This window comes from Acinetobacter sp. 22512, from assembly GCF_052044755.1.
Taxonomy (GTDB): Bacteria; Pseudomonadota; Gammaproteobacteria; order Pseudomonadales; family Moraxellaceae; genus Acinetobacter; species Acinetobacter pittii.
In genome coordinates this window covers 23,843-44,125 of sequence record NZ_JBQENP010000020.1, presented here as the reverse complement: position 1 = coordinate 44,125, position 20,283 = coordinate 23,843, and the positions used below count along the sequence as shown (strand labels likewise).

Here is a 20,283-nt window from a genome sequence, read left to right as displayed (position 1 = left end):
ATGCTAATGTATTTTCCCTAAATAAATAACAATGAATTAAATTAGGAGAAAGACATGCTATTAGCTCTGATTACTTTAGCCTTTATTCACTTTTGCGCACTTATTACTCCCGGGCCTGATTTTTTCCTTGTATCTCAAACTGCCATTAGCCGGTCTCGTAAAGACGCTATGCTGGTCGTTGCTGGTATAACGGCGGGTGTTATGTTTTGGGCGTGCTTGGCACTGATGGGATTAAATCTTATATTTGAGAAAATGGCTTGGTTAAAGCAAGGATTGCTCATTGCTGGTGGCTTATATCTATGTTGGTTGGGCTATCAGATGCTACGTTCGGCTTTTTCAAAAAATGAGCAAGAGGGCAATGTTGCTGTTGAGCTCCCAAAAGCACCTTACTTATTTTTTATTAAAGGTTTGATAACCAATTTATCAAATCCAAAAGCTGTTATTTATTTTGGTAGTGTTTTCTCTTTATTTTTAGCTAATCCTCAACTTGATCAAGTTCACTGGCTACTCTTTATTATTGTAACAGTCGAGACAATTTTATGGTTCTGCTTTGTGACTTTTATTTTCTCGTTACCAAGTTTTAGAGCAGCTTATCGTAATTTTTCAAAATGGATTGATGGTATTTCGGGTGGTATTTTTACCGTATTTGGTATTTTCCTGATTGGTAATCGATAAGTCTAGATAAGAAAAAAGCCTCTTTTAGAGGCTTTTTTAATTGCTAAATTTTAGATCATTGATATAGGAATAATATAATAAAACTGAAAAGAATCAGCAGCCACATGATAGATCCTATAATAATTAAAATGATTTGAGGTGTATTGAATTTTTCTTGCTCAATTGTCGTATTTAGTTGTTTTTGTGCATAGTTCAACGCTTTAAAGGCTGGGATTAAAAATATAATGCTGCAGAGCGAGATAAGCCAGTAAGGATCAGGTAAGCCAACCAGTAAAGATGTAATGAGATATCCTAGATACATCCAACCTGAAGAGAAATCATTAGTATACCCTTGTTCTTTTGCGTATTTTTTTATGTGATTAAATAGTGAATATAAAAAGAATATAGAAAAAATTGCACGAGCAGCAGGCATAATATTTAACTTATCTTTGATTAGAAAAAATCGCCATGCTTTAAACATCCACCAAATTGGGTATAAGCCAAACGAAATTAAGGATAGAAAGATAAACTTATTAACACTAATAATTTTTAAATTTTCTATATGATTTGACTGGATGGATTGTGTTTGTTTTAAATTAATATGTTCTGGGTTCATAAATTTATATTTAGAATTAAATGGTATTGATGACTTTAAGATTATTTGTAATAAATGTAAATAATTTAGGTAATTGAATAAACCACATAATCTATCTCTTAAGTTTTTCTAGGATAGATTATGCAGTGTTATTCAAATAGAAAAGCTAGGCAAACTTTGCTAGAACTTCTAAAAATGGTGCTGATTGACGCGGAAACTTAGCAATTACATCATGGATGCGTTGGCCTTCAGGGTCTTTGGCATTAATATCACGCCCATCCGCAATAAATTGCGTTAAAAGACGCTCATAGTCTGTTGGGCGCATATGTTTGAATGCATGGTAGAGCACATGAAAATCTGCATTCACACCACTTGGAGGAAGTTGGTTGAGGTAGGCAAAAACACGCTCATCGGACCATTCTTCATTGAAAGTTGCTGGCTGTGATAATGCCATGACAATCTCCTCATTTTAAAAAAGGCAAAATAACTTGCGTTATTTTGCCTTGATTCTGATTTATTGAATAGTCAGAAATAGAATTATCGTTCTTCAGGTAAATTGATATTCATTTCTAACATTTCGATATTAGCTTCAGAGCGAACTTGCATTTGGATATGCTGTTCACCTACACCGCTAACATAACGACTAACCACTTGCATGATTTCTTTTTTCATCTGATCAATTTTGTCTTGGCTTAAACGGCGGCCTAAACCTTGTTCAGAAGCAACAATAACTTTCAAACGATCTTTGGCAGTTTGAGCACTTGATGGTTTTTCTTCGCTGCTAAATAATTTACTCCAGAATCCTGCCATATCTACGCTCCAAATAGTCGTGCTAACCAGCCTTTAGGTTGAGCTGTGATGTGTCGATAAGGACGGTCTTCGCCAAGGAAGCGTGCAACCAAATCATCATACCCCTGACCAGCTTTAGTTTCTGAATACAGAATAACTGGCTTACCTTCGTTTGATGCTTGTAATACACTTGGACATTCTGGAATAACACCTAATGTCGGTACGCGTAAAATATCTTTAGAAATATCATCAATTGTCAGCATTTCCTGACGGTCAGCACGTTCCGGGTTAAAACGTGTAATACATAAATGTTTACGTATACGCCCTTCGTTGTGTTCAACTTTCTTGGTTTTGCTATCTAACATACCAATAATACGGTCAGAGTCACGTACTGAAGAGATTTCAGGGTTTGTTACAATGATTGCTTCATCTGCATGATACATGGCTAAAATCGCGCCACGCTCGATCCCAGCAGGTGAGTCACAAATGATGTAATCAAACTCTTGAGATAACTCATCAATAACTCGAGCAACACCTTCGTCGCTCAACGCATCTTTATCACGTGTTTGTGAAGCCGGTAAAATATAAAGGTTTTCGATATCTTTATCGCGAATAAGGGCTTGTTGCAGACGTGCTTCATTATTAATAACATTAACGAAATCATATACAACACGACGCTCACAACCCATAATCAAATCAAGGTTACGTAAGCCTACATCAAAATCAATCACAACAGTTTTATGACCACGAAGGGCTAAACCTGTTGCAAAAGATGCGCTCGTTGTAGTTTTACCTACACCACCTTTGCCTGATGTTACGACAACAATTTTGGCCACCGAATCCACTCCTATTATGGTCATACACCCTTAAAAGGGCTGTTTTTTGGTGATTTGCTTAATAAATTAAAGTTCTAGAGCTTCAAATTCAAGCTCTTGCTTTTCATTTAAATAAATATGTACTGGTTTTTTTACCACATGTTTAGGGATATCATCTGCGACACAATACGTTCCGGCAATGGAAACGAGCTCAGCCTCTAAAGATTGGCAAAAAATGCGTGCAGCTGCGTGCCCGCCCGCACCAGCAATGACTCTACCACGAACTGTGCCATAAATATGTATATTTCCTGAAGCGATCACCTCGGAACCACTATTCATGCCAGCCTTTAAAATAATATCGCCGTTATCTTGTACAAGGGATTGGCCTGTACGCAAAATTTCATCATGATAAGAGGTAATATGAGCGACCGCTATCTTGTTTAGTGGTTTTTTTGTTTCTGCTGAAGACGAGGCAGGAGCTGTAGCAGGTTTTTCCACAATAGCCACTTGTTCAGCTGTCGCTTTAATGCGCTGTAAGGGTTGATCTGCCGGTAAAACAGGGAATTGAATAGCGCGAGCCTCATCTCCTAAAATACCGTCGATTACCGCCATTGGTTGTAAACCCAAGCTCACCAGAAGTTGAATCAATGCAATTAACTCTTGCTCAACTGTACTGTCAATAATCACTAAAGTTCCTTGATAGGAACCTTCATTTAAAATATTTGATAATTGCTGGCGGATCACATCATGATCATTGGTATCGAAGGTTATCCTGCTAAAGTTAACCATTCTGCCGGTAATCCGTATATCAGCCATAAGTCTTCCTTCAAGGCGTTAAACGAGCTGTAATATCGTTAAGTTTATTGTAAATAGGGCAAATGCTAGAACAATTCGTGCCAATTCTCTAGCGTGATTCATAAAAAATTAAATAAATGCTTATTCTTTGATTCGATCATACTCCGCAAGGGTTTGTTGCCATTGTTTGACCTTGACTTGTTTACGTACAGACTCCAGTGTCTCGAACACGACAGATTCAACCAATTGCTCAAGCTGACGATTATTAATATTGATTTCACTTACTCTTTGAGAAATTAATTGATAAGTAGGATTTGGAGCATCTTGAGATCCCTCAATTAAAGGTTCAATTAAACCTGCACTAATATTTTCACCTAATCTTTGACCAATGCTTTGAATTTGCTGTTCAATGCGGCCACCGACTAAAGGAATTAAGCGTAATAATTGAGTTAGCTCAGGCGTATCAATAATGGCTTGATCTACAATTTTGCCCACACCTTTTGTAATGGCAGGCTTTTGTTCTTTTAAAGCGGTGGCTAAAGATTCTTGTAATAATGCGGTTAGAGCGACAGTAAATTGCTCACGATGATGATTAACCAAGTCATGAATAATCTGTTTATGGCTAGAACTGGTTTCAAGTTCATATCTAATGCCATCAATCACGGTAATTACAACGCGGTCAGATAATTCCTCCATTACGACGCGATAATAAAATAGCCCAGTTTTTCGCCAGCTTTCAGGAACAACTGGATAGCCCAACTCATGTAAGCGATAAGCAATAATCCCAGCGCGGAATAAGCGTAAAAAACGGAGCTGAGGAATAATAGCTAAAATTTCATACCAGTGAATAAACGGGAAAAAGAACCAACGCTTATGGTGCTTGTTGATGATCGCAATAGCCCAGCGTACAAGCAGCTCAATAATTAAAAAACCAATAAACCAAGCTTCTGATGTAATCACCCACGGATGTAGTGAAGTACGATAAAAGCTGAGTACTTGGGGCAAGTGAATATGTTCGAAGAACCATGCCCCAATACTGCTCATTAAAAAGAAATTAGTCGCAAGACAGAACAAGTTAAAAATGATAATAAACACCATAAAGATGTCGTAGACCAAAAACAGCTTAAATGAAAGGCTGTTTGGGTCTACATGATGGTATTTCGTTTTTTTCCCAGAACTGTTTTGCATAATAACGGGTGCTTTCTTAAATATTTGCAGTGGTATATTGAGATTTCATTTGCTCAATAAGTTGATCTTTTTCGGTCCAAATGTCATGAACCCATTGCTGGAAACGTTCACGATAAGCCGCGTCATCTTCATAGTTGCCGCCAAGTACCCAGTCTGGAATTTCAATTTTACGTAAGTTAACCGCAATTTTAGAAACATCCCCAAGCCAGAAATCGCTATATCCCGGTACGCCATCAGGATAGACGATGGTCATATCAACTAGGGCATCGATTTTGTCACCCAAGATGTTTAATGCAAGCGCCAAGCCACCTGCTTTGGGTTTTAGCAAATGCTTATAAGGGGATTTTTGCTGGTCATGTTTTTCTTGAGTAAAACGAGTCCCTTCCAAATAATTTAATAGAGTGAAGGGCTGACTTAAAAGCTGCTCACAAGCTTTACGTGCTTCCATCATGTCACGGTCTTTAAGTTCAGGATTCTTAGCGATCTGTTCTTTAGTGTGACGCTTCATCATTGGGAAGCCTAAAATTTTAAATGCTTGCCCAACAAAAGGAATAAAGATGAGTTCCCATTTAGTAAAGAAACGGGTAAGGGGCATACGGGTTAAACCGAAATATTGATTTACAGTTGTGTCAACCCAACTTTGATGATTACAGGTCATGAGATAACGACCTTGCATATTCAGATCAAGTCCTTCATCAATGGTAATGTCCCATTTTAGATTGGGTAGAACATGGTCAATTAACCAATTATTTACCCCTAACCAGCTATTTGTAATTTGAATATTAGTTTCATCTATTTTTGATGATTTTTTTAAAAGCTTGGTCAGACCTAATGCAAGAACAGGAGGACCATGAAAAAAAGTACTTCCTGTAATGACTGTACCTACAGTGAGTCCACGTGTAATTTTTTTTAGCGCAGATTGTTTATTGGGTGCAGTTGACATATAAAAGACCCCGAATGTCTCAAATCCATAGAAAAGTTGTTCAACTATAACTGTCATAATATGAAATACAACGTTATCTTAGACAACAATGAAGAAATTGTGATGAGCTAGCATCTTAAAGTGCATCAAAATATTACAAAAACATAACTAAACTGTTTATTATTAACAAAATATCAATGTTTTATACTTCCTTTTTGTTTCATTATTCATTCAGACAACAAAACACACAAAGTGAGGAGGCATGCAATGCGTGCATTAGTTATTTCAACAGTGGTAGGGGCAGCAGTAGTTCTTTCTGGTTGTCAAACAACTGGTAATAATCTTGGTGGCGTTGAATACGATAAAGCCGCATTAGGTACTTTAATTGGTGCAGCAGCTGGTTATGGTATTTCTAAATCAAATGCAAACTCTAGCCGTCAAAACAACCGTGCTGCGGCAATTGGTGCAGTTCTTGGTGCTGCTGGTGGTGTATATCTTGACCAGAAAGAGAAAAAACTTCGTCAACAAATGGCGGGTACTGGTGTAGACGTTGGCCGTAACCCAGATGGTTCTGTTCAATTGATCATGCCTGGTAGCATTACTTTTGATACAAACAAATCAAACATCAAGCCAAACTTCTACGCAACTTTGAACAAAGTGGCTCAAACTTTGGCTGAAGATAACAAGAGTGCAATTCTTGTAACTGGTTATACTGATAACACTGGTAATGACTCTATCAACATTCCATTATCACAAGCACGCGCTCAATCAGTACGTAGTTATTTAGCTAGCCAAGGCGTATCTGCTAGCCGTATCGACGCGCAAGGTTATGGTTCATCTAACCCGATCGCAGATAACTCAACTGCATCTGGCCGTGAACAAAACCGCCGTGTAGAAATCAGCATTTATGCTAAACAATAAGATTTAGTTTATTGTTTCAAAAACCACCTTCGGGTGGTTTTTTTATGGGTGCAGTACAAGAAATAATCACGACATTCTGCGGCGCATAAATTGCATTATTAGACATCATTTATACATATCCGTAGATTTACTATTGGGATTCTAAAAAAGAGATGACTATAATCATGCTCGAAAAATCAAGAGGTAATACACGATGTCATCTGCCAGTCAATTGAACAACAAGCAAGAAGAAGCCATGAAATATACTCAGGGCCCTTTATTGGTGCTTGCTGGCGCTGGTTCAGGTAAAACATCGGTAATTACGCGTAAAATTGCCTATTTGGTGCAACATTGCCGTATTCCTGCGCATCGTATAACCGCGATGACCTTCACAAACAAAGCTGCACGTGAAATGAAAGAACGTGTGACCAAGCTTTTGTCGCGTGAAGAAGCAAAAGGTTTATCTGTTTCTACCTTCCATACTTTTGGTTTAAATCTTTTACGTTTAGAACTTAAAAATTTACCTTTAAAAGCTAATTTTTCGATTTTAGATGCAGACGACTGTAAACGTATTTTGATGGATTTGATGCATCGCGACAATTTATCGGGTGCAGAGAGTAAAGAATTAATTGCCAAGGCAATGAAGAAAATTTCAGATTGGAAAAACGATCTGATTTTGCCTGAACAAGCGCATTCGACTTGTGAAACACCAGAAGATGTCCAGTTTGCTCATCTTTATCAACTTTATGAACGTAATTTACGTGCCTACAATGCTGTCGATTTTGATGACTTGATTGTTATGCCAACACGCTTATTGCAAGAAAATGCAGAAGTACGTGACAAGTGGCAAAACCGTGTCCGTTATTTATTAGTCGATGAATATCAAGATACCAACACCGCGCAGTATATTTTGGTCAAACTTTTAGTTGGGGTAATGGGGCAGTTCACCGCGGTAGGTGATGATGACCAGTCAATCTACGCATGGCGTGGTGCTAAGCCCGAAAATATGGCTTTGCTTAAACAGGATTTCCCAAATCTACATATTATTAAACTTGAACAAAATTATCGTTCGACCAGCCGTATTTTAAAAGCAGCGAACTGTGTGATTCAAAATAACCCACATATTTTTGACAAGAAATTATGGAGTGATAAAGGGCATGGGGAAGTCATCCGAATCATTACATGTCGTAATGATGATGATGAAGCAGAGCGCGTGGTCAAAGACCTACTGACTCATAAACTGATGAACGGTAAGAACTGGAAAGATTATGCTGTGTTATATCGCGGAAACTTTCAGGCACGTGTGTTAGAAACCCAGCTTCGTCAAATGCAAATTCCGTATAAACTCTCTGGCGGTACATCGTTCTTCGCCCGTGCAGAAATTAAAGACGTGATGAGTTACTTACGTCTTATTATTAATCCAGAAGATGACAGTGCTTTCTTACGAATTATTAATACGCCTAAACGTGCGATTGGCCCTGTTACTCTAGAGAAACTAGGTTTGTTTTCACAAGAAAATAATTTGTCTTTACTCGGTGCTTCTGCTGACCAGCGTTTAAGCATGGTGCTTCCTAAAAAGGCAGAAACACAGCTTCATGAGTTTGCTGACTTTATCGCGACATTTACTCGTGAACTCTTAGAAGATGATGAGCCTGTGCCTAAAGTTCGTCAAATGATGAATGAAGCGGGTTATATGGATTACGTTCGAGAACAGTCAGCAACACCTGCACAAGAGAAAAGTAAACTCGATAATATCGAGAACTTATTTACCAGTATTCAAAATCTGATTAATCGTGCTGAAGATGTTGATGAAAAGAATATTGAAAGTGTCATCCGAAAACTAGTTTTGCTCGATCTGTTAGAACAGCAGCAGGAAGAAGAAGATACAGATAAAGTTAACCTTCTTACTTTGCATGCAGCAAAAGGTCTGGAATTCCCATATGTATACATTATGGGACTTGAAGAAGAACTATTGCCTCACAAAAACTCGATTGCAGCAGAAACCATTGAGGAAGAGCGCCGTCTCATGTACGTGGGAATTACACGTGCACGCCAAGGTTTAACTTTAACTCTAGCGGAACAGCGTAAAAATGGTGGACAGATGAAACAAATGACGCCTAGCCGTTTCCTTGATGAGCTTCCGCAAGATGAGCTTGAGTGGTTAGGGCGTAAAAAGAAAATTGCGGCTAATGTTGACCCTAAAGAACAGGCTCAACAATATCTGGCAAATTTAAAAGCTTTATTAAAGCGTTAATTTTTTTAATTTTTAGGAAATCCCATGAAAGTTCAAGTGAAATTGCTCGATCCGCGTTTAGGTAAAGAATGGCCTTTACCTTCATATGCAACAGCAGGTTCAGCGGGTTTAGATTTACGTGCCTGTTTAGATGAAGCAATTGATATTGAACCAGGACAAACTGTTTTAGTTAAAACAGGTATGGCAATTTATATTCATGATGTAAATTTTGCTGGTTTAATTTTACCGCGTTCAGGTTTAGGTCATAAACACGGTATCGTGCTTGGCAACTTAGTTGGTTTGATTGATTCGGATTATCAAGGTGAATTGATGGTTTCAGTTTGGAACCGTGGTCAAACCACATTCCGTTTAGAACCAGGTGAGCGTTTGGCACAATATGTTTTAGTGCCAGTCGTACAAGCTGAATTTGAGCAAGTAGAAGAGTTTGAAGAAACTTTACGTGGCGCTGGTGGCTTTGGCCATACAGGTAAACAATAAGTTTTTTTAAATATTAACGAAAATCAAACGCCTGTTGAACAGGCGTTTCTTTTTACATCTTGAATGTTACAAAGGATTATATTACAACACGCTTTACTCATATTCTTTTAACTTTTTTAGCAAACAAACCTTTCAAAAATTTTGAATAATCTATGTTTTTGCGATAGATCGAATTGATCTTTAAATAGAAGATACGCTATGAATGTAAGACACTCATTTCCAAAAAGTATTTTTCGTGCTTACGATATTAGAGGCAAACTTTCTTTCTTAACCACGGACGTTGTCCGTTCAATTGCCTACGGATTGGCACAACAATACAAACAAGCAAAACAAACTCAATTAGTAATTGGCTATGATGCCCGGCTCACAAGCCCAGCCTATGCACACTTAATTGAAGAAATTTTAATAGAACAAGGTTTAAAAGTGACCAATATTGGTTGCTGTTCATCCCCAATGATGTACTACATCGCACGAGATTTTGGTGGTAATGGCATCATGGTGACCGCAAGCCATAATCCAAAATCTGACAATGGTATTAAGTGGATTTTAAAGGGTGAACCGCCGTCTCCAGAAATGATTCAGCAGGTGGGTGAAGAAGCTCAAACTTATGTACCATCTCATTCAATTTCTGTACTTGAGTTAACCTTACCGCAATTTAAAGCTGAATTTTGCCAACAATACCAACAAGCTATTTTTAAAGATATTCAGTTAAAACGTCCTTTAAAAGTTGTTTTAGATGGTTTGCATGGCTCAGCCGGGCATTGTTCAAAACTAATCTTAGAAAAAATGGGTTGTGAAGTCATTGCTTTACGCACCAATCCAAATGGTGAGTTTCCAGATCACGCACCAGACCCTTCACATGCGGCACATTTAACTCATTTACGTAAAGCCGTGGTCGAGCAGCAGGCGGATATTGGCATCGCTCTTGATGGCGATGGAGACCGTGTTGTTTTAGTCGATGAAAAAGCACAGATATTGACAGCAGACCGCTTATTGTCGCTTTTTGCGCAAATGTGCCTTGAGCAGCACCCAGAGCAAGAAATTGTTTTTGATGTGAAATGTTCACGTATGGTTCAAGAGACCGTCGAGAAACTTGGCGGAAAAGCAAAAATGATCCGCACGGGAAGTAGTTTCCTAAGAGCTTATTTATCTCAATCGAATGGCCGTGCCATTTTTGGTGGAGAATATGCAGGTCATTATGTGTTTAATGATGGCCGTGGTTTTGGCTACGACGATGGTTTATATGCTGCATTACGAGTAATGGAGTATTTTACCCAATCTGATGCCGCTACAATTTCTGAATTATTTGCTCCATATCCAGAAAGATGTTGTACAGAAGATACCTATATTGGTACTTATCAGTCTGATCCAAAGTATGTATTACAAGATATTGAGATTTTAAGTCATCGCTTAGGGGCACGTATTAGTAAAATTGATGGCGTACGTCTTGATTTTGATGATGGTTTTGGCATTATTCGAGCATCAAATACTGGTGAATACTTTACAGTACGATTTGATGCGGATAATCCTTTACGATTAAAGGAAATCCAGCAAAAATTTGTAGATATGTTGCAAGAACACTATCCGCAAATTGCACAAGAACTTTCAGAGGCCTAAGTAAGGAGAGGCGTAATGCCACAACATCAGCATATCGGTGTCGACAAAGCAAAAATCTTGATTGAAGCTTTGCCGTATATTCAACGCTTTACTGGTAAAACGCTGGTGGTGAAATACGGTGGCAACGCAATGACTGATCCAGAGCTTGAAAGTTCATTTGCCCGAGACATCGTTTTACTTAAAACTGTAGGATTAAATCCGATTGTTGTTCACGGTGGTGGACCACAAGTAGACTCATTCTTAAAGCAGTTAGGCCGTGAATCTGACCGCATTGACGGTATGCGCGTAACTGATGCTGCAACCATGGAAGTGGTTGAAATGGTGTTGGGCGGCAGTGTAAATAAATCAATCGTTAACCTGATTAATAAACACGGTGGACGTGCGATTGGTTTAACGGGTAAAGATGGTAATTTACTTCGTGCCCGCAAATTGCTTATGGAAAAGCAAGAAGAAGATGGTTCTATCAAACATATCGACTTGGGTATGGTTGGTGAAGTGACAGGCGTTAAAACAGATGTATTGGAAATGTTCACCCAAAGTGACTTTATTCCAGTTATTGCGCCGCTAGGTGTAGATGAAGAAGGCAATACTTATAATATTAACGCTGATTTAGTTGCAGGTAAGGTTGCAGAAGCATTAGGCGCTGAGAAATTAATTTTGCTCACCAATATTAGCGGTGTGCTTGATGAAAATAAAAATCTGTTAACTGGCCTTACGACACAAGAAGTTGATCGCCTCATTGAAACAGGTGTGATCTATGGCGGTATGATTCCTAAGGTAGGCTGTGCGCTTGATGCCGTTAAAGGCGGCGTTGTGAGTGCGCATATTGTTGACGGTCGCGTGCCACATGCAACATTACTTGAAATCTTTACTGATCATGGTGTTGGAACGCTGATTTCTAACCGAACTAAAACAGCTTAAGAAATCCATTATTCTCAATAAAAAGATCACCCTAGGTGGTCTTTTTTTATACCATCTTGATTTGGTCATTTTTTTGTCATGAGCTTTGACTAGTGTAGGGAGTGTCACTAGGAGCGTTCATTATGCTGGAAAAATTTAATCAATATCGCCAAACCTGGACTTTACCTTTAAATCGTCATAAAGCAATAAATCAGACGCAATTTCGTTTTGAGTGGGTTGATAATTTAAAAGAATTACAAGATGTACAACGGTTTCGTGCACAACAATTTAGTCAACAATTCGGAATCAAGTTTGAAGATAACTTAGACCAAGATATTTACGATTTTGGTTGTGAACATGCGGTCTTGCGTGAAAAGTGGACTGGAGAAATTGTAGCGTATACTCGTTTAAAACTATTTCAAGGCCACGAAATAGCACAGAGTTATAGCGCACATGAGTTTGATATTGTTCCTCAGCTTTCCCATCTTCCAAATGTGTTAGAAATAGGCCGTACTTGTGTACATCCTCGCTTTCGTAATGGTAAAGCGTTATCTATGTTGTGGTTAAACCTTGCACCCAAAGTGCTATGGTCAATGCGTGCTAAATATTTAATGGGCTGTGTCAGTATTCATTTGCAAGATAATTTGGCTAGAGCGTACTACACGCATCGTCAGATTCAGCAGTTACCTGAAAGCAAATCGATTGATATCCGTTCGAAAAAAATCTATGAACCTGAATATCCTGAGTTTAGCTTCCCACAAGATGAACGTATGCCAAAGCTATTCCAAATGTATCTGAGCATGCAGTCAAAACTATCGAAACAGGCTTTTTTTGATGAAGAGTTTAACTGTTTGGATTATTTTGTATTTCTTGAGGTGAATAAAGTCGCGACCTCATTTGTGATGAATAAGATGGTGCAGCGTTAATCATATTTCCTATTTTGTAATAGCCAGCACATATTGAGATTTGCAAGCACTTTTACTCTCATGCACAATAGAGCAGATGGGGTAATTAGAAGTAGTTTAAAAAGCGATATGTGCCAGCTATTAGGAATGAATTGTGCAACACCAACGGATATCACTTTTTCCTTCCGTGGTTTTTCACAGCGTGCAGGAATTACCTCAGATCATAGTGATGGGTTTGGCATTGCATTTTTCGAAGATAAAGCGTGCCGTTTATTCGTTGATAACCAATCGGCAGTTGAGTCTCCAATTGCCGATCTCGTTCGTAATTATCCTATTAAATCACGTAACGTGATTGCACATATCCGCAAAGCTACTCAAGGTAAAATCACTTTAGAAAACTCTCATCCGTTTATTCGAGAGTTGTGGGGGCGACACTGGATCTTTGCCCATAATGGTGATTTACATGACTTTAATCCGCCATTAAGTGGACGTTTCACACCAGTAGGTAATACCGATAGTGAGCGTGCATTTTGTTATTTGCTCGATCAACTCGTTGAAGCTTTTGGTTATGAAGAACCAAGTCTTGAACAGATATTTGAAGTGTTAGAAAAGATTTCTCCGCAAATTGCGGAATACGGCACATTTAATTATTGTCTATCTAATGGCAAAGCATTATTTAGTTATGCCATTACTAAATTACATTGGCTCGTTCGTGAATATCCATTTAATCATGCGCATTTAATTGACTTAGATGTCGAAGTCGATTTTAGCCAGGTAACCACTCCAGAAGACCGTGTGGCAGTAATAACCACTGAACCTTTAACACATAATGAAAATTGGACAGCATACCAACCTGGTGAAATGATTTTATTTCAACATGGTCAACCAATTAAAAAAGCGATTACTTTTGTAGAAAGATTAAAGCGCGAACAGGAAAATCCTGAACTTAAACGTATTACGCGTGCAGATCAGTATTAATATAAAATACATTTAAAATATATGAATAAGGATGTTTATATATTTTTATCATTTAATAATAAAATAGTTTGTTCAAAAAATACTTTATTATTTTAGTTGGTTAATTTTAATTTAATATTTAAAAAACAATAACTTGAGTTAAATATAATTTTTATATGCTAAAGCCGACAAATTAGGTTTGTTTTTATTTATATTCTTTAAATATATCATGCAGTTTATGCAACGATCATTAATCATCATTGGGGAGATGTATGAAAATGAAATGGGCTTCAGAATATAATACGGGTATTGATGTTATTGATGAGCAACATAAACGAATACTTGATTATATTAATGAAATTGATGATGTAAAAGATGAAGAGGATAGACGTCGTATTAAAGATGTTCTAGACAATATTATCGATTACACGCAATCACATTTTACTTTCGAAGAAAGTTTGCAAGAGGAAGCTGATTATAAATATCGTGTACCTCATAAACGTGTACATGATTTATTTATTAAAAAAATAGAGTTATATCGTGAACGTTTTGAAATGGGGCACACGATTGAAGCAGAATTACAAGAAATTTTGGCTAAATGGTTAATTAACCATATTCAACATGATGATGCCGATTATGTAGGAGCAGTAAAAGAAAATATGATGGGAATTATTAGAGAAAAAGAAAAGAAAAAAGGGAAAAACTGGTTTGCTCGGTTTTTCTCATAAACTGAAATAAAAATAACTCATAATTTCAGTTAGCGCGGCAAACTATCATTTCGGTAGTTTGCTTTTTTTATTGAGCAAACTTTGATTTTCAAGCATGACACGGGCAAAATATCTCTAGTCTTTTTCAAGGAATGCATAATGCAGGACATACCTATGTCACGATGGTTATCGCCCCTGATGGCGTTTTGCTTATCTTTCATCATTATGGCGACATTGGCACCCACGATGGGCATCCAGATTGATCGTCAACTCGATTTCTGGTTGTTGTGGTTAGGCACAATGTTGCTATTGGCACTACCAGTTTGTTATTTGGAAATTGCTTTAGCAAAACGGTCGAAGACTACAGCCTTAAATGCTTTATCAAGTTTAACTCGTGAAGCAGATAGTTCCCCAAAATGGCGTTTGGTTGGCTGGCTTGCAGTTATTTTTATTCCATTTTTAGCTGGTAATGTATTAAGTACCGCTGGCAATTTACTGACTACACAACTTAATAATAGTGTTTCAGGACAACTTGTTTTTGCTGGCCTTGCTGTTGTGGCTCTCATTTTATCTTTTATTCCACGTCAAATTTTAATTTTACTGATGACGGTTGGTGTAATTGCTTCTCTTGTTTTAGCTAACACAATGGGAACAACTTTACAGCCTTGGCACTGGACCCATGTTGAGTTTAAAGAATGGGGTAATGCGACTGTACTTGCACTTGTTGCGAGTGGATTGGGCTTAGGGCTTTACTGGCAAAATAGTGTAGGTACTGTTCAGTCGCAAGAAGGTGCAACGAAAACTGTTCTTCCAATTTGGTTAGCTCAGTTAATTGCTGTGATTGCCTTTGGTTTCTTTTCTTTACAAGCACAGCTTCCTGTTTTTACTTGGATCTTTACCGCAGTAATGACCACAGCGTTATTTGTACAATTGGCTAGAGAGCAGCTTGCTCAGCGTCAGCTTATGCCTATTTTACAGTGGGTGATTATTGTTGTAACGATTGCTGTTTGGGCTGTGCCTGAGCTTCATAACATCTTTACGCTGATTTTGATGCTTTGGGGATTACTCATTTGCTTGATCTATGCCATTTTTGCTGGCTGGGTTATGAAAATTAGCCATTTACGTAAATCTATGAATTTTAGCAATGAGTTGTTTTATAACTTATGGCGCATTGCGGTACGTATTGTATTGCCGCTTTCAATTGTTATTGCCATGATTGCGGTGATTGGACAAATTATCTGATGGAAAAAGCTCAGCAAGTGTGGGTTGCTTATGCAGCCCCAGAGCAACAGTTTTTAGTTGCTATTCCATTTGAAGCTGGTATGACTGCATTACAAGCAGTTGAGGCGAGTGGCTTGCAGACACAGGTCAGTTTGCCTGAGCCATTACAATTTGGCATCTTTGGTGCAAAAGTTGAAGCACATGCGATTTTGCAAGCTGGTGATCGAGTTGAGGTTTATCGACCTTTAACGATTAACCCTAAAGATATACGTCGTAAACGCGCCGAGAAAAACCCTGTGGGGCGATATATTAAAAATAATCGCTTTAAGCAATAAGCCCCATAAACAAAACCCCTCAAAGTATTTCACTTGAGGGGTTTATTTTTATTAGAAAAAACGATTATAGTGGTGGTGCAGTTAAAATCGCTTCTTTAGAAGCAGGTAAACCTGGTTGCGATTCTGGAATAGTTTCTAAACCTTCAATTTTAGTTACTGTGCCAGTGCCATCAAAGTAAATTTTTAAATGCTGACCATGTGCTGCGGGGATTTTTGCTTTTTTAGCATAAGTTCCCGGGATATAGTTGTAAATGTAGTCCCAACGTAGAGGATTGAGGGGATCAGTCACAGTTGGACTACCAAGCAAAAAACGCACTTGCTGGAAATTCATGCCGACTTGTACTTGAGAGGCTTGAGCTTTGGTCAATGGAGTCCCTTGAGGAATATCAACCTTATATACACCAAAGATTGAACAACCAGCAAGGAGTGAAGTGACTAATAACGTCAGCACGAGTTTTTGCATTTTGCTACACTATCCCAATAAATTATGATGCATTTGATCAAAGGATAGATCATACTTCATCTAAATTCTATTGCCTATTCCAACTTGAGATTTGTTGAGAGACCTTTTTTCATGCCTATTTCCAATCAAGATTTGCGCAAAGCTGGACTTAAAGTTACCCTTCCTCGAATTAAGATTTTGGAATTATTAGAAAATTCAAAACAACATCATCTTAGCGCTGAAGATATTTACAAGACTTTGTTAGAACAAGGGGAAGATGTCGGCCTTGCGACAGTTTACCGTGTGTTAACACAATTTGAAGCTGCAGGTATCATTCAGCGCCACCATTTTGAAAATAATCATTCTGTTTTCGAAATTATGCAAGAAGATCATCACGATCATTTGGTTTGCCATAATTGCAACAAAGTTATTGAATTTACTAATGATGTTATCGAGAAAGAACAGCATGCTGTAGCTGAGCAACATGGGTTTACCTTAACGGGTCACTCATTAAACCTCTACGGTTACTGTAACGAACCTGAATGTCAGGAAGTACTGCGCAAGAAATAATCGTTTTCACACAAAGAAAACAAATAAAAAAGGAAGGTTACGTTTAACCTTCCTTTTTTTATGAAGAAATTACTGTCTGTCGAAGGTTAAATGCTGATTTGTGCCTGCAATTTGCTCAGGACCTTCTTCGGCAAGCTTAATTGTTAAACGCAAATCGTTTGGTGAGTCGGCATGTTTTAATGCATCTTTGTAGGTAATTTGGCCCGACTTATAAAGATCAAACAGTGCTTGGTCAAAAGTTTGCATACCGAGTTCACGTGAGCGTTTCATTAAATCTTTAATTTCATGAATTTCGCCTTTACGAATATAGTCTGAAATTAATGGTGAGTTAATGAGAATCTCGATTGCGGCACGGCGCGAATTACCATCTGGAGTCGGAATAAGTTGCTGTGCAATCATGGCCTTTAAGTTAAGAGATAAGTCCATGTAGAGCTGACTGTGGCGGTCACTTTCAAAGAAGTGAATAATACGGTCAAGTGCTTGGTTGGCATTGTTCGCATGCATTGTGGCTAATACAAGGTGACCTGTTTCGGCGAAGCCAATCGCGTAGTCCATAACTTCACGAGAGCGAATCTCACCAATCAAGATTACATCGGGTGCTTGTCGCAACGTATTCTTTAAAGCAATTTCAAATGAGTCTGTATCGATCCCAACTTCACGTTGGGTAATGATGCAGCCAGCGTGTTCATGAATAAACTCGATAGGGTCTTCAATGGTAATGATATGACCTTTAGAGTTATGGTTACGATAGCTAATCATTGAAGCCAATGATGTCGATTTACCTGTACCTGTTGCACCTACAAAAATAATGATACCGCGTTTGGTCATTGAGAAATCTTTAAGCACAGGCGGTAATTGCAAGTCATCAATTGAAGGAATTTTAGTTTCAATTCGCCTTAATACCATGCCTGGCATGTCGCGTTGCTGAAAAGCACTCACACGAAAGCGGGCAGTTTTATCACGGTTCATAATGGCAAAGTTACATTCACGAGTCTCAGCAAATTCTTTGCGTTGTTTTTCACTCATGATGGAATGTAAGAGTTGCCCAATAATTTCGCCTGAAAGACTATTTTTTGAAATGGGAACAATTTGCCCGTTAATCTTCATCGATGGTGCAACGCCATCTGTAATAAAGAGGTCGGATGATTTTTTTTCAACCATCAGGTTGAGCAGGTCATTAAAATCCATATTTATTCTCTAATTATTTTTATAGAAATGATTCAGGCTGTTTAGCAGCAGTACGAGCCGTTTGCGGGCTGATCACACCGCGAGACACCAAATTCTTTAAGCTTTGGTCGAGGGTGGTCATGCCATGATTTGCGCCAGTCTGAATAGCTGAGTACATTTGCGCGACTTTATTTTCACGAATTAAGTTACGAATGGCAGGAATACCAATCATGATTTCATGAGCTGCCACACGGCCGCCGCCATTCTTTTTAAGCAGGGTTTGTGAAATAACCGCCTGTAAAGATTCAGAGAGCATGGCACGAACCATGTCTTTTTCTTCGGCTGGGAATACGTCAATTACACGGTCAATGGTTTTCGCAGCAGAAGTGGTATGAAGAGTACCAAATACTAAATGACCTGTTTCGGCAGCAGTAAGTGCTAAACGAATAGTCTCAAGGTCACGCATCTCACCGACCAAAATAATATCTGGGTCTTCACGCAGTGCTGAACGTAGTGCCTCATTAAAGCCGTGTGTATCACGATGCACTTCACGTTGGTTGATGAGACATTTCTTAGATTGGTGTACAAATTCGATAGGGTCTTCAACCGTTAGAATGTGGTCATAACGGTTTTCGTTGATGTAGTCCATCATCGCTGCAAGTGTCGTCGATTTACCAGAACCTGTTGGACCTGTCACCAGTACAATGCCGCGTGGATAATCACAAATATCTTTAAAGATTTGACCTAAGCCTAAATCTTCCATGGTGAGTACTTTGGACGGAATCGTACGAAACACTGCACCCGCACCACGGTTTTGATTAAATGCGTTAACACGGAAACGAGCAACGTTGGGTACTTCAAAAGAAAAGTCGGTTTCGAGTTTTTCTTCGTAGTCACGACGCTGTTTATCATTCATGATGTCGTAGACCAAACGATGAACATCTTTATGATCTAGAGCAGGTAAGTTAATGCGACGGACTTCACCATCAACGCGAATCATTGGCGGCATGCCAGCAGACAAGTGTAAATCGGACGCGCCATTTTTCACAGAGAAGGCGAGTAGCTCTGTAATATCCATAATTTCCCCAAGTAAATCAAAATATGTCATTATTTTGTAGAATAATATACGGCTTTCACCGAGGCTTACCAACACCTCGCTTTAGGTGAAAAGCAAAAAAGTTTTTTGAAAATGAGAACCTTGTCAATGAATTACCTGCAAGATGCGCGGCAGCACGTATTACAGCAAATCCAAAGTGCTTGTGAACATGCTCAACGTGCGCCTGAAACCGTACAACTTTTAGCCGTATCGAAAACACATCCAAGTGAAAGTTTGCGTGAAATGTATGCAGCAGGGCAAAGAGCATTTGGCGAAAACTATTTGCAAGAAGCTTTAGATAAAGTCGAAGCTTTACAGGATTTAGACATTGAATGGCATTTTATTGGTCATGTTCAACGCAACAAGACGAAGCATTTGGCCGAGAAATTTGATTGGGTACATGGTGTAGATCGTTTAATTATTGCCGAGCGATTATCTAACCAACGTGGTGATGATCAATCTGCTCTGAATATTTGTTTGCAAGTGAATATTGATGGGCAAGACAGTAAGGATGGTTGCGCACCAGATGAAGTTGCCGAGCTGGTTGCTCAAATGAGTCAGTTACCTAAAATCAAATTACGCGGTTTAATGGTCATTCCAGCACCTGACAATACTGCCGCTTTCGCAGATGCTAAAGCCTTGTTTGATGCTGTGAAAGGCCAACATACGCACCCAGAAGATTGGGACACTTTAAGTATGGGAATGTCGAGTGATTTAGAAGCTGCAATTGCGGCTGGTTCAACTATGGTACGTGTAGGAACGGCGTTGTTTGGTGCTAGAGACTATTCGCAAAAAGGGTGATGTAAGCTTTATCTTACAGAAATTGCGGCCTTTTGCGGCTATGGCAGACAATGCTTTTTTCGTATTATGAACTCATCAGGAAACAGGATGTTTCTAAGAATAACAATAAACAGTGATGAATGGATGCATACAGGTACGACAGGAGTTATACCAACGCAGAATCTAAAAAAGCCCCG

23 protein-coding genes are annotated in these 20,283 nt (G+C 38.6%); 13 read left to right on the top strand and 10 right to left on the bottom strand.

What is annotated here, in order from left to right; all coding sequences use genetic code 11:
* The first annotated feature begins 54 nt into the window (after window positions 1-54).
* Window positions 55-675 carry a threonine export protein RhtC gene (gene rhtC / locus ACTJJG_RS16270; protein WP_005803155.1) on the top strand — a complete coding sequence of 207 codons (621 nt, stop codon included), beginning with the start codon at window positions 55-57 and terminating at the stop codon, window positions 673-675.
* Between the two features lie 55 nt (window positions 676-730).
* On the opposite strand, the gene ACTJJG_RS16265 is transcribed toward rhtC, so the two are convergent.
* The 7 genes from ACTJJG_RS16265 to ACTJJG_RS16235 form a co-directional block, all read right to left on the bottom strand.
* Window positions 731-1,270 (bottom strand): hypothetical protein, encoded by a 540-nt coding sequence (locus tag ACTJJG_RS16265; protein WP_023187678.1) that lies wholly within the window; start codon window positions 1,268-1,270, stop codon window positions 731-733.
* Window positions 1,271-1,415: 145 nt separating this feature from the next.
* Window positions 1,416-1,703, bottom strand: a complete 288-nt coding sequence (locus ACTJJG_RS16260; RefSeq protein ID WP_002121755.1) for a PA4642 family protein — start codon at window positions 1,701-1,703, stop codon at window positions 1,416-1,418.
* A gap of 83 nt (window positions 1,704-1,786) precedes the next feature.
* Entirely contained in the window at window positions 1,787-2,059 is a 273-nt protein-coding gene (minE, locus tag ACTJJG_RS16255; RefSeq protein WP_000896934.1) for a cell division topological specificity factor MinE, read from the bottom strand.
* Window positions 2,060-2,061: 2 nt separating this feature from the next.
* The gene (gene minD, locus ACTJJG_RS16250; protein ID WP_002121719.1) at window positions 2,062-2,874 is read right to left on the bottom strand and encodes a septum site-determining protein MinD; all 813 of its coding nucleotides are present in this window, start codon (window positions 2,872-2,874) and stop codon (window positions 2,062-2,064) included.
* 66 nt (window positions 2,875-2,940) lie between these two features.
* Window positions 2,941-3,669: a septum site-determining protein MinC gene (minC, locus tag ACTJJG_RS16245; RefSeq protein WP_005075304.1), complete on the bottom strand. Its 729-nt coding sequence runs from the start codon at window positions 3,667-3,669 to the stop codon at window positions 2,941-2,943.
* A gap of 120 nt (window positions 3,670-3,789) precedes the next feature.
* Entirely contained in the window at window positions 3,790-4,836 is a 1,047-nt protein-coding gene (locus ACTJJG_RS16240; RefSeq protein WP_005803142.1) for a hypothetical protein, read from the bottom strand.
* Between the two features lie 16 nt (window positions 4,837-4,852).
* On the bottom strand, window positions 4,853-5,779 hold the full coding sequence (locus tag ACTJJG_RS16235; RefSeq protein ID WP_005803140.1) for an acyltransferase: 927 nt from the start codon (window positions 5,777-5,779) through the stop codon (window positions 4,853-4,855).
* A gap of 246 nt (window positions 5,780-6,025) precedes the next feature.
* On the opposite strand from ACTJJG_RS16235, the gene ACTJJG_RS16230 reads away from it, so the two are divergent.
* The 10 genes from ACTJJG_RS16230 to ACTJJG_RS16185 all read left to right on the top strand — a co-directional run bounded on the left by ACTJJG_RS16230 (window position 6,026) and on the right by ACTJJG_RS16185 (window position 16,031).
* Complete coding sequence (locus ACTJJG_RS16230; protein ID WP_005070886.1) at window positions 6,026-6,679, top strand: OmpA family lipoprotein; 654 nt, start codon at window positions 6,026-6,028, stop codon at window positions 6,677-6,679.
* Window positions 6,680-6,872: 193 nt separating this feature from the next.
* Window positions 6,873-8,912 carry a UvrD-helicase domain-containing protein gene (locus tag ACTJJG_RS16225; protein ID WP_005070868.1) on the top strand — a complete coding sequence of 680 codons (2,040 nt, stop codon included), beginning with the start codon at window positions 6,873-6,875 and terminating at the stop codon, window positions 8,910-8,912.
* 24 nt (window positions 8,913-8,936) lie between these two features.
* On the top strand, window positions 8,937-9,389 hold the full coding sequence (gene dut / locus ACTJJG_RS16220; protein ID WP_002121799.1) for a dUTP diphosphatase: 453 nt from the start codon (window positions 8,937-8,939) through the stop codon (window positions 9,387-9,389).
* 198 nt (window positions 9,390-9,587) lie between these two features.
* On the top strand, window positions 9,588-11,006 hold the full coding sequence (locus ACTJJG_RS16215) for a phosphomannomutase/phosphoglucomutase (RefSeq protein ID WP_044099928.1): 1,419 nt from the start codon (window positions 9,588-9,590) through the stop codon (window positions 11,004-11,006).
* A gap of 15 nt (window positions 11,007-11,021) precedes the next feature.
* Window positions 11,022-11,927, top strand: a complete 906-nt coding sequence (argB, locus tag ACTJJG_RS16210; RefSeq protein ID WP_002121716.1) for an acetylglutamate kinase — start codon at window positions 11,022-11,024, stop codon at window positions 11,925-11,927.
* A gap of 122 nt (window positions 11,928-12,049) precedes the next feature.
* Entirely contained in the window at window positions 12,050-12,832 is a 783-nt protein-coding gene (locus ACTJJG_RS16205; protein ID WP_032057672.1) for a GNAT family N-acetyltransferase, read from the top strand.
* A gap of 108 nt (window positions 12,833-12,940) precedes the next feature.
* Window positions 12,941-13,789 (top strand): class II glutamine amidotransferase, encoded by an 849-nt coding sequence (locus ACTJJG_RS16200; protein ID WP_014205980.1) that lies wholly within the window; start codon window positions 12,941-12,943, stop codon window positions 13,787-13,789.
* Between the two features lie 251 nt (window positions 13,790-14,040).
* A complete protein-coding gene (locus tag ACTJJG_RS16195) occupies window positions 14,041-14,496 on the top strand; it encodes a bacteriohemerythrin (protein WP_002121698.1) in 456 nt (151 codons plus the stop codon).
* Window positions 14,497-14,649: 153 nt separating this feature from the next.
* Window positions 14,650-15,717: a hypothetical protein gene (locus tag ACTJJG_RS16190; RefSeq protein ID WP_005075306.1), complete on the top strand. Its 1,068-nt coding sequence runs from the start codon at window positions 14,650-14,652 to the stop codon at window positions 15,715-15,717.
* Window positions 15,717-16,031 (top strand): RnfH family protein, encoded by a 315-nt coding sequence (locus ACTJJG_RS16185; RefSeq protein WP_002121714.1) that lies wholly within the window; start codon window positions 15,717-15,719, stop codon window positions 16,029-16,031. The genes ACTJJG_RS16190 and ACTJJG_RS16185 overlap by 1 nt, the downstream gene beginning before the upstream one ends.
* Window positions 16,032-16,095: 64 nt before the next feature.
* On the opposite strand, the gene ACTJJG_RS16180 is transcribed toward ACTJJG_RS16185, so the two are convergent.
* On the bottom strand, window positions 16,096-16,494 hold the full coding sequence (locus ACTJJG_RS16180) for an outer membrane protein assembly factor BamE (RefSeq protein WP_002121740.1): 399 nt from the start codon (window positions 16,492-16,494) through the stop codon (window positions 16,096-16,098).
* Between the two features lie 111 nt (window positions 16,495-16,605).
* Here ACTJJG_RS16180 and fur point away from each other — a divergent pair, with 111 nt between their 5' ends.
* Complete coding sequence (gene fur, locus ACTJJG_RS16175; RefSeq protein ID WP_002121758.1) at window positions 16,606-17,043, top strand: ferric iron uptake transcriptional regulator; 438 nt, start codon at window positions 16,606-16,608, stop codon at window positions 17,041-17,043.
* 69 nt (window positions 17,044-17,112) lie between these two features.
* On the opposite strand, the gene ACTJJG_RS16170 is transcribed toward fur, so the two are convergent.
* Window positions 17,113-18,231 carry a PilT/PilU family type 4a pilus ATPase gene (locus tag ACTJJG_RS16170; RefSeq protein ID WP_032063405.1) on the bottom strand — a complete coding sequence of 373 codons (1,119 nt, stop codon included), beginning with the start codon at window positions 18,229-18,231 and terminating at the stop codon, window positions 17,113-17,115.
* 19 nt (window positions 18,232-18,250) lie between these two features.
* Window positions 18,251-19,288, bottom strand: coding sequence for a type IV pilus twitching motility protein PilT (locus ACTJJG_RS16165; RefSeq protein ID WP_002121749.1), 1,038 nt, complete (start codon window positions 19,286-19,288; stop codon window positions 18,251-18,253).
* A gap of 126 nt (window positions 19,289-19,414) precedes the next feature.
* On the opposite strand from ACTJJG_RS16165, the gene ACTJJG_RS16160 reads away from it, so the two are divergent.
* The gene (locus ACTJJG_RS16160; protein ID WP_005070852.1) at window positions 19,415-20,107 is read left to right on the top strand and encodes a YggS family pyridoxal phosphate-dependent enzyme; all 693 of its coding nucleotides are present in this window, start codon (window positions 19,415-19,417) and stop codon (window positions 20,105-20,107) included.
* The last annotated feature ends 176 nt before the right edge of the window (window positions 20,108-20,283 follow it).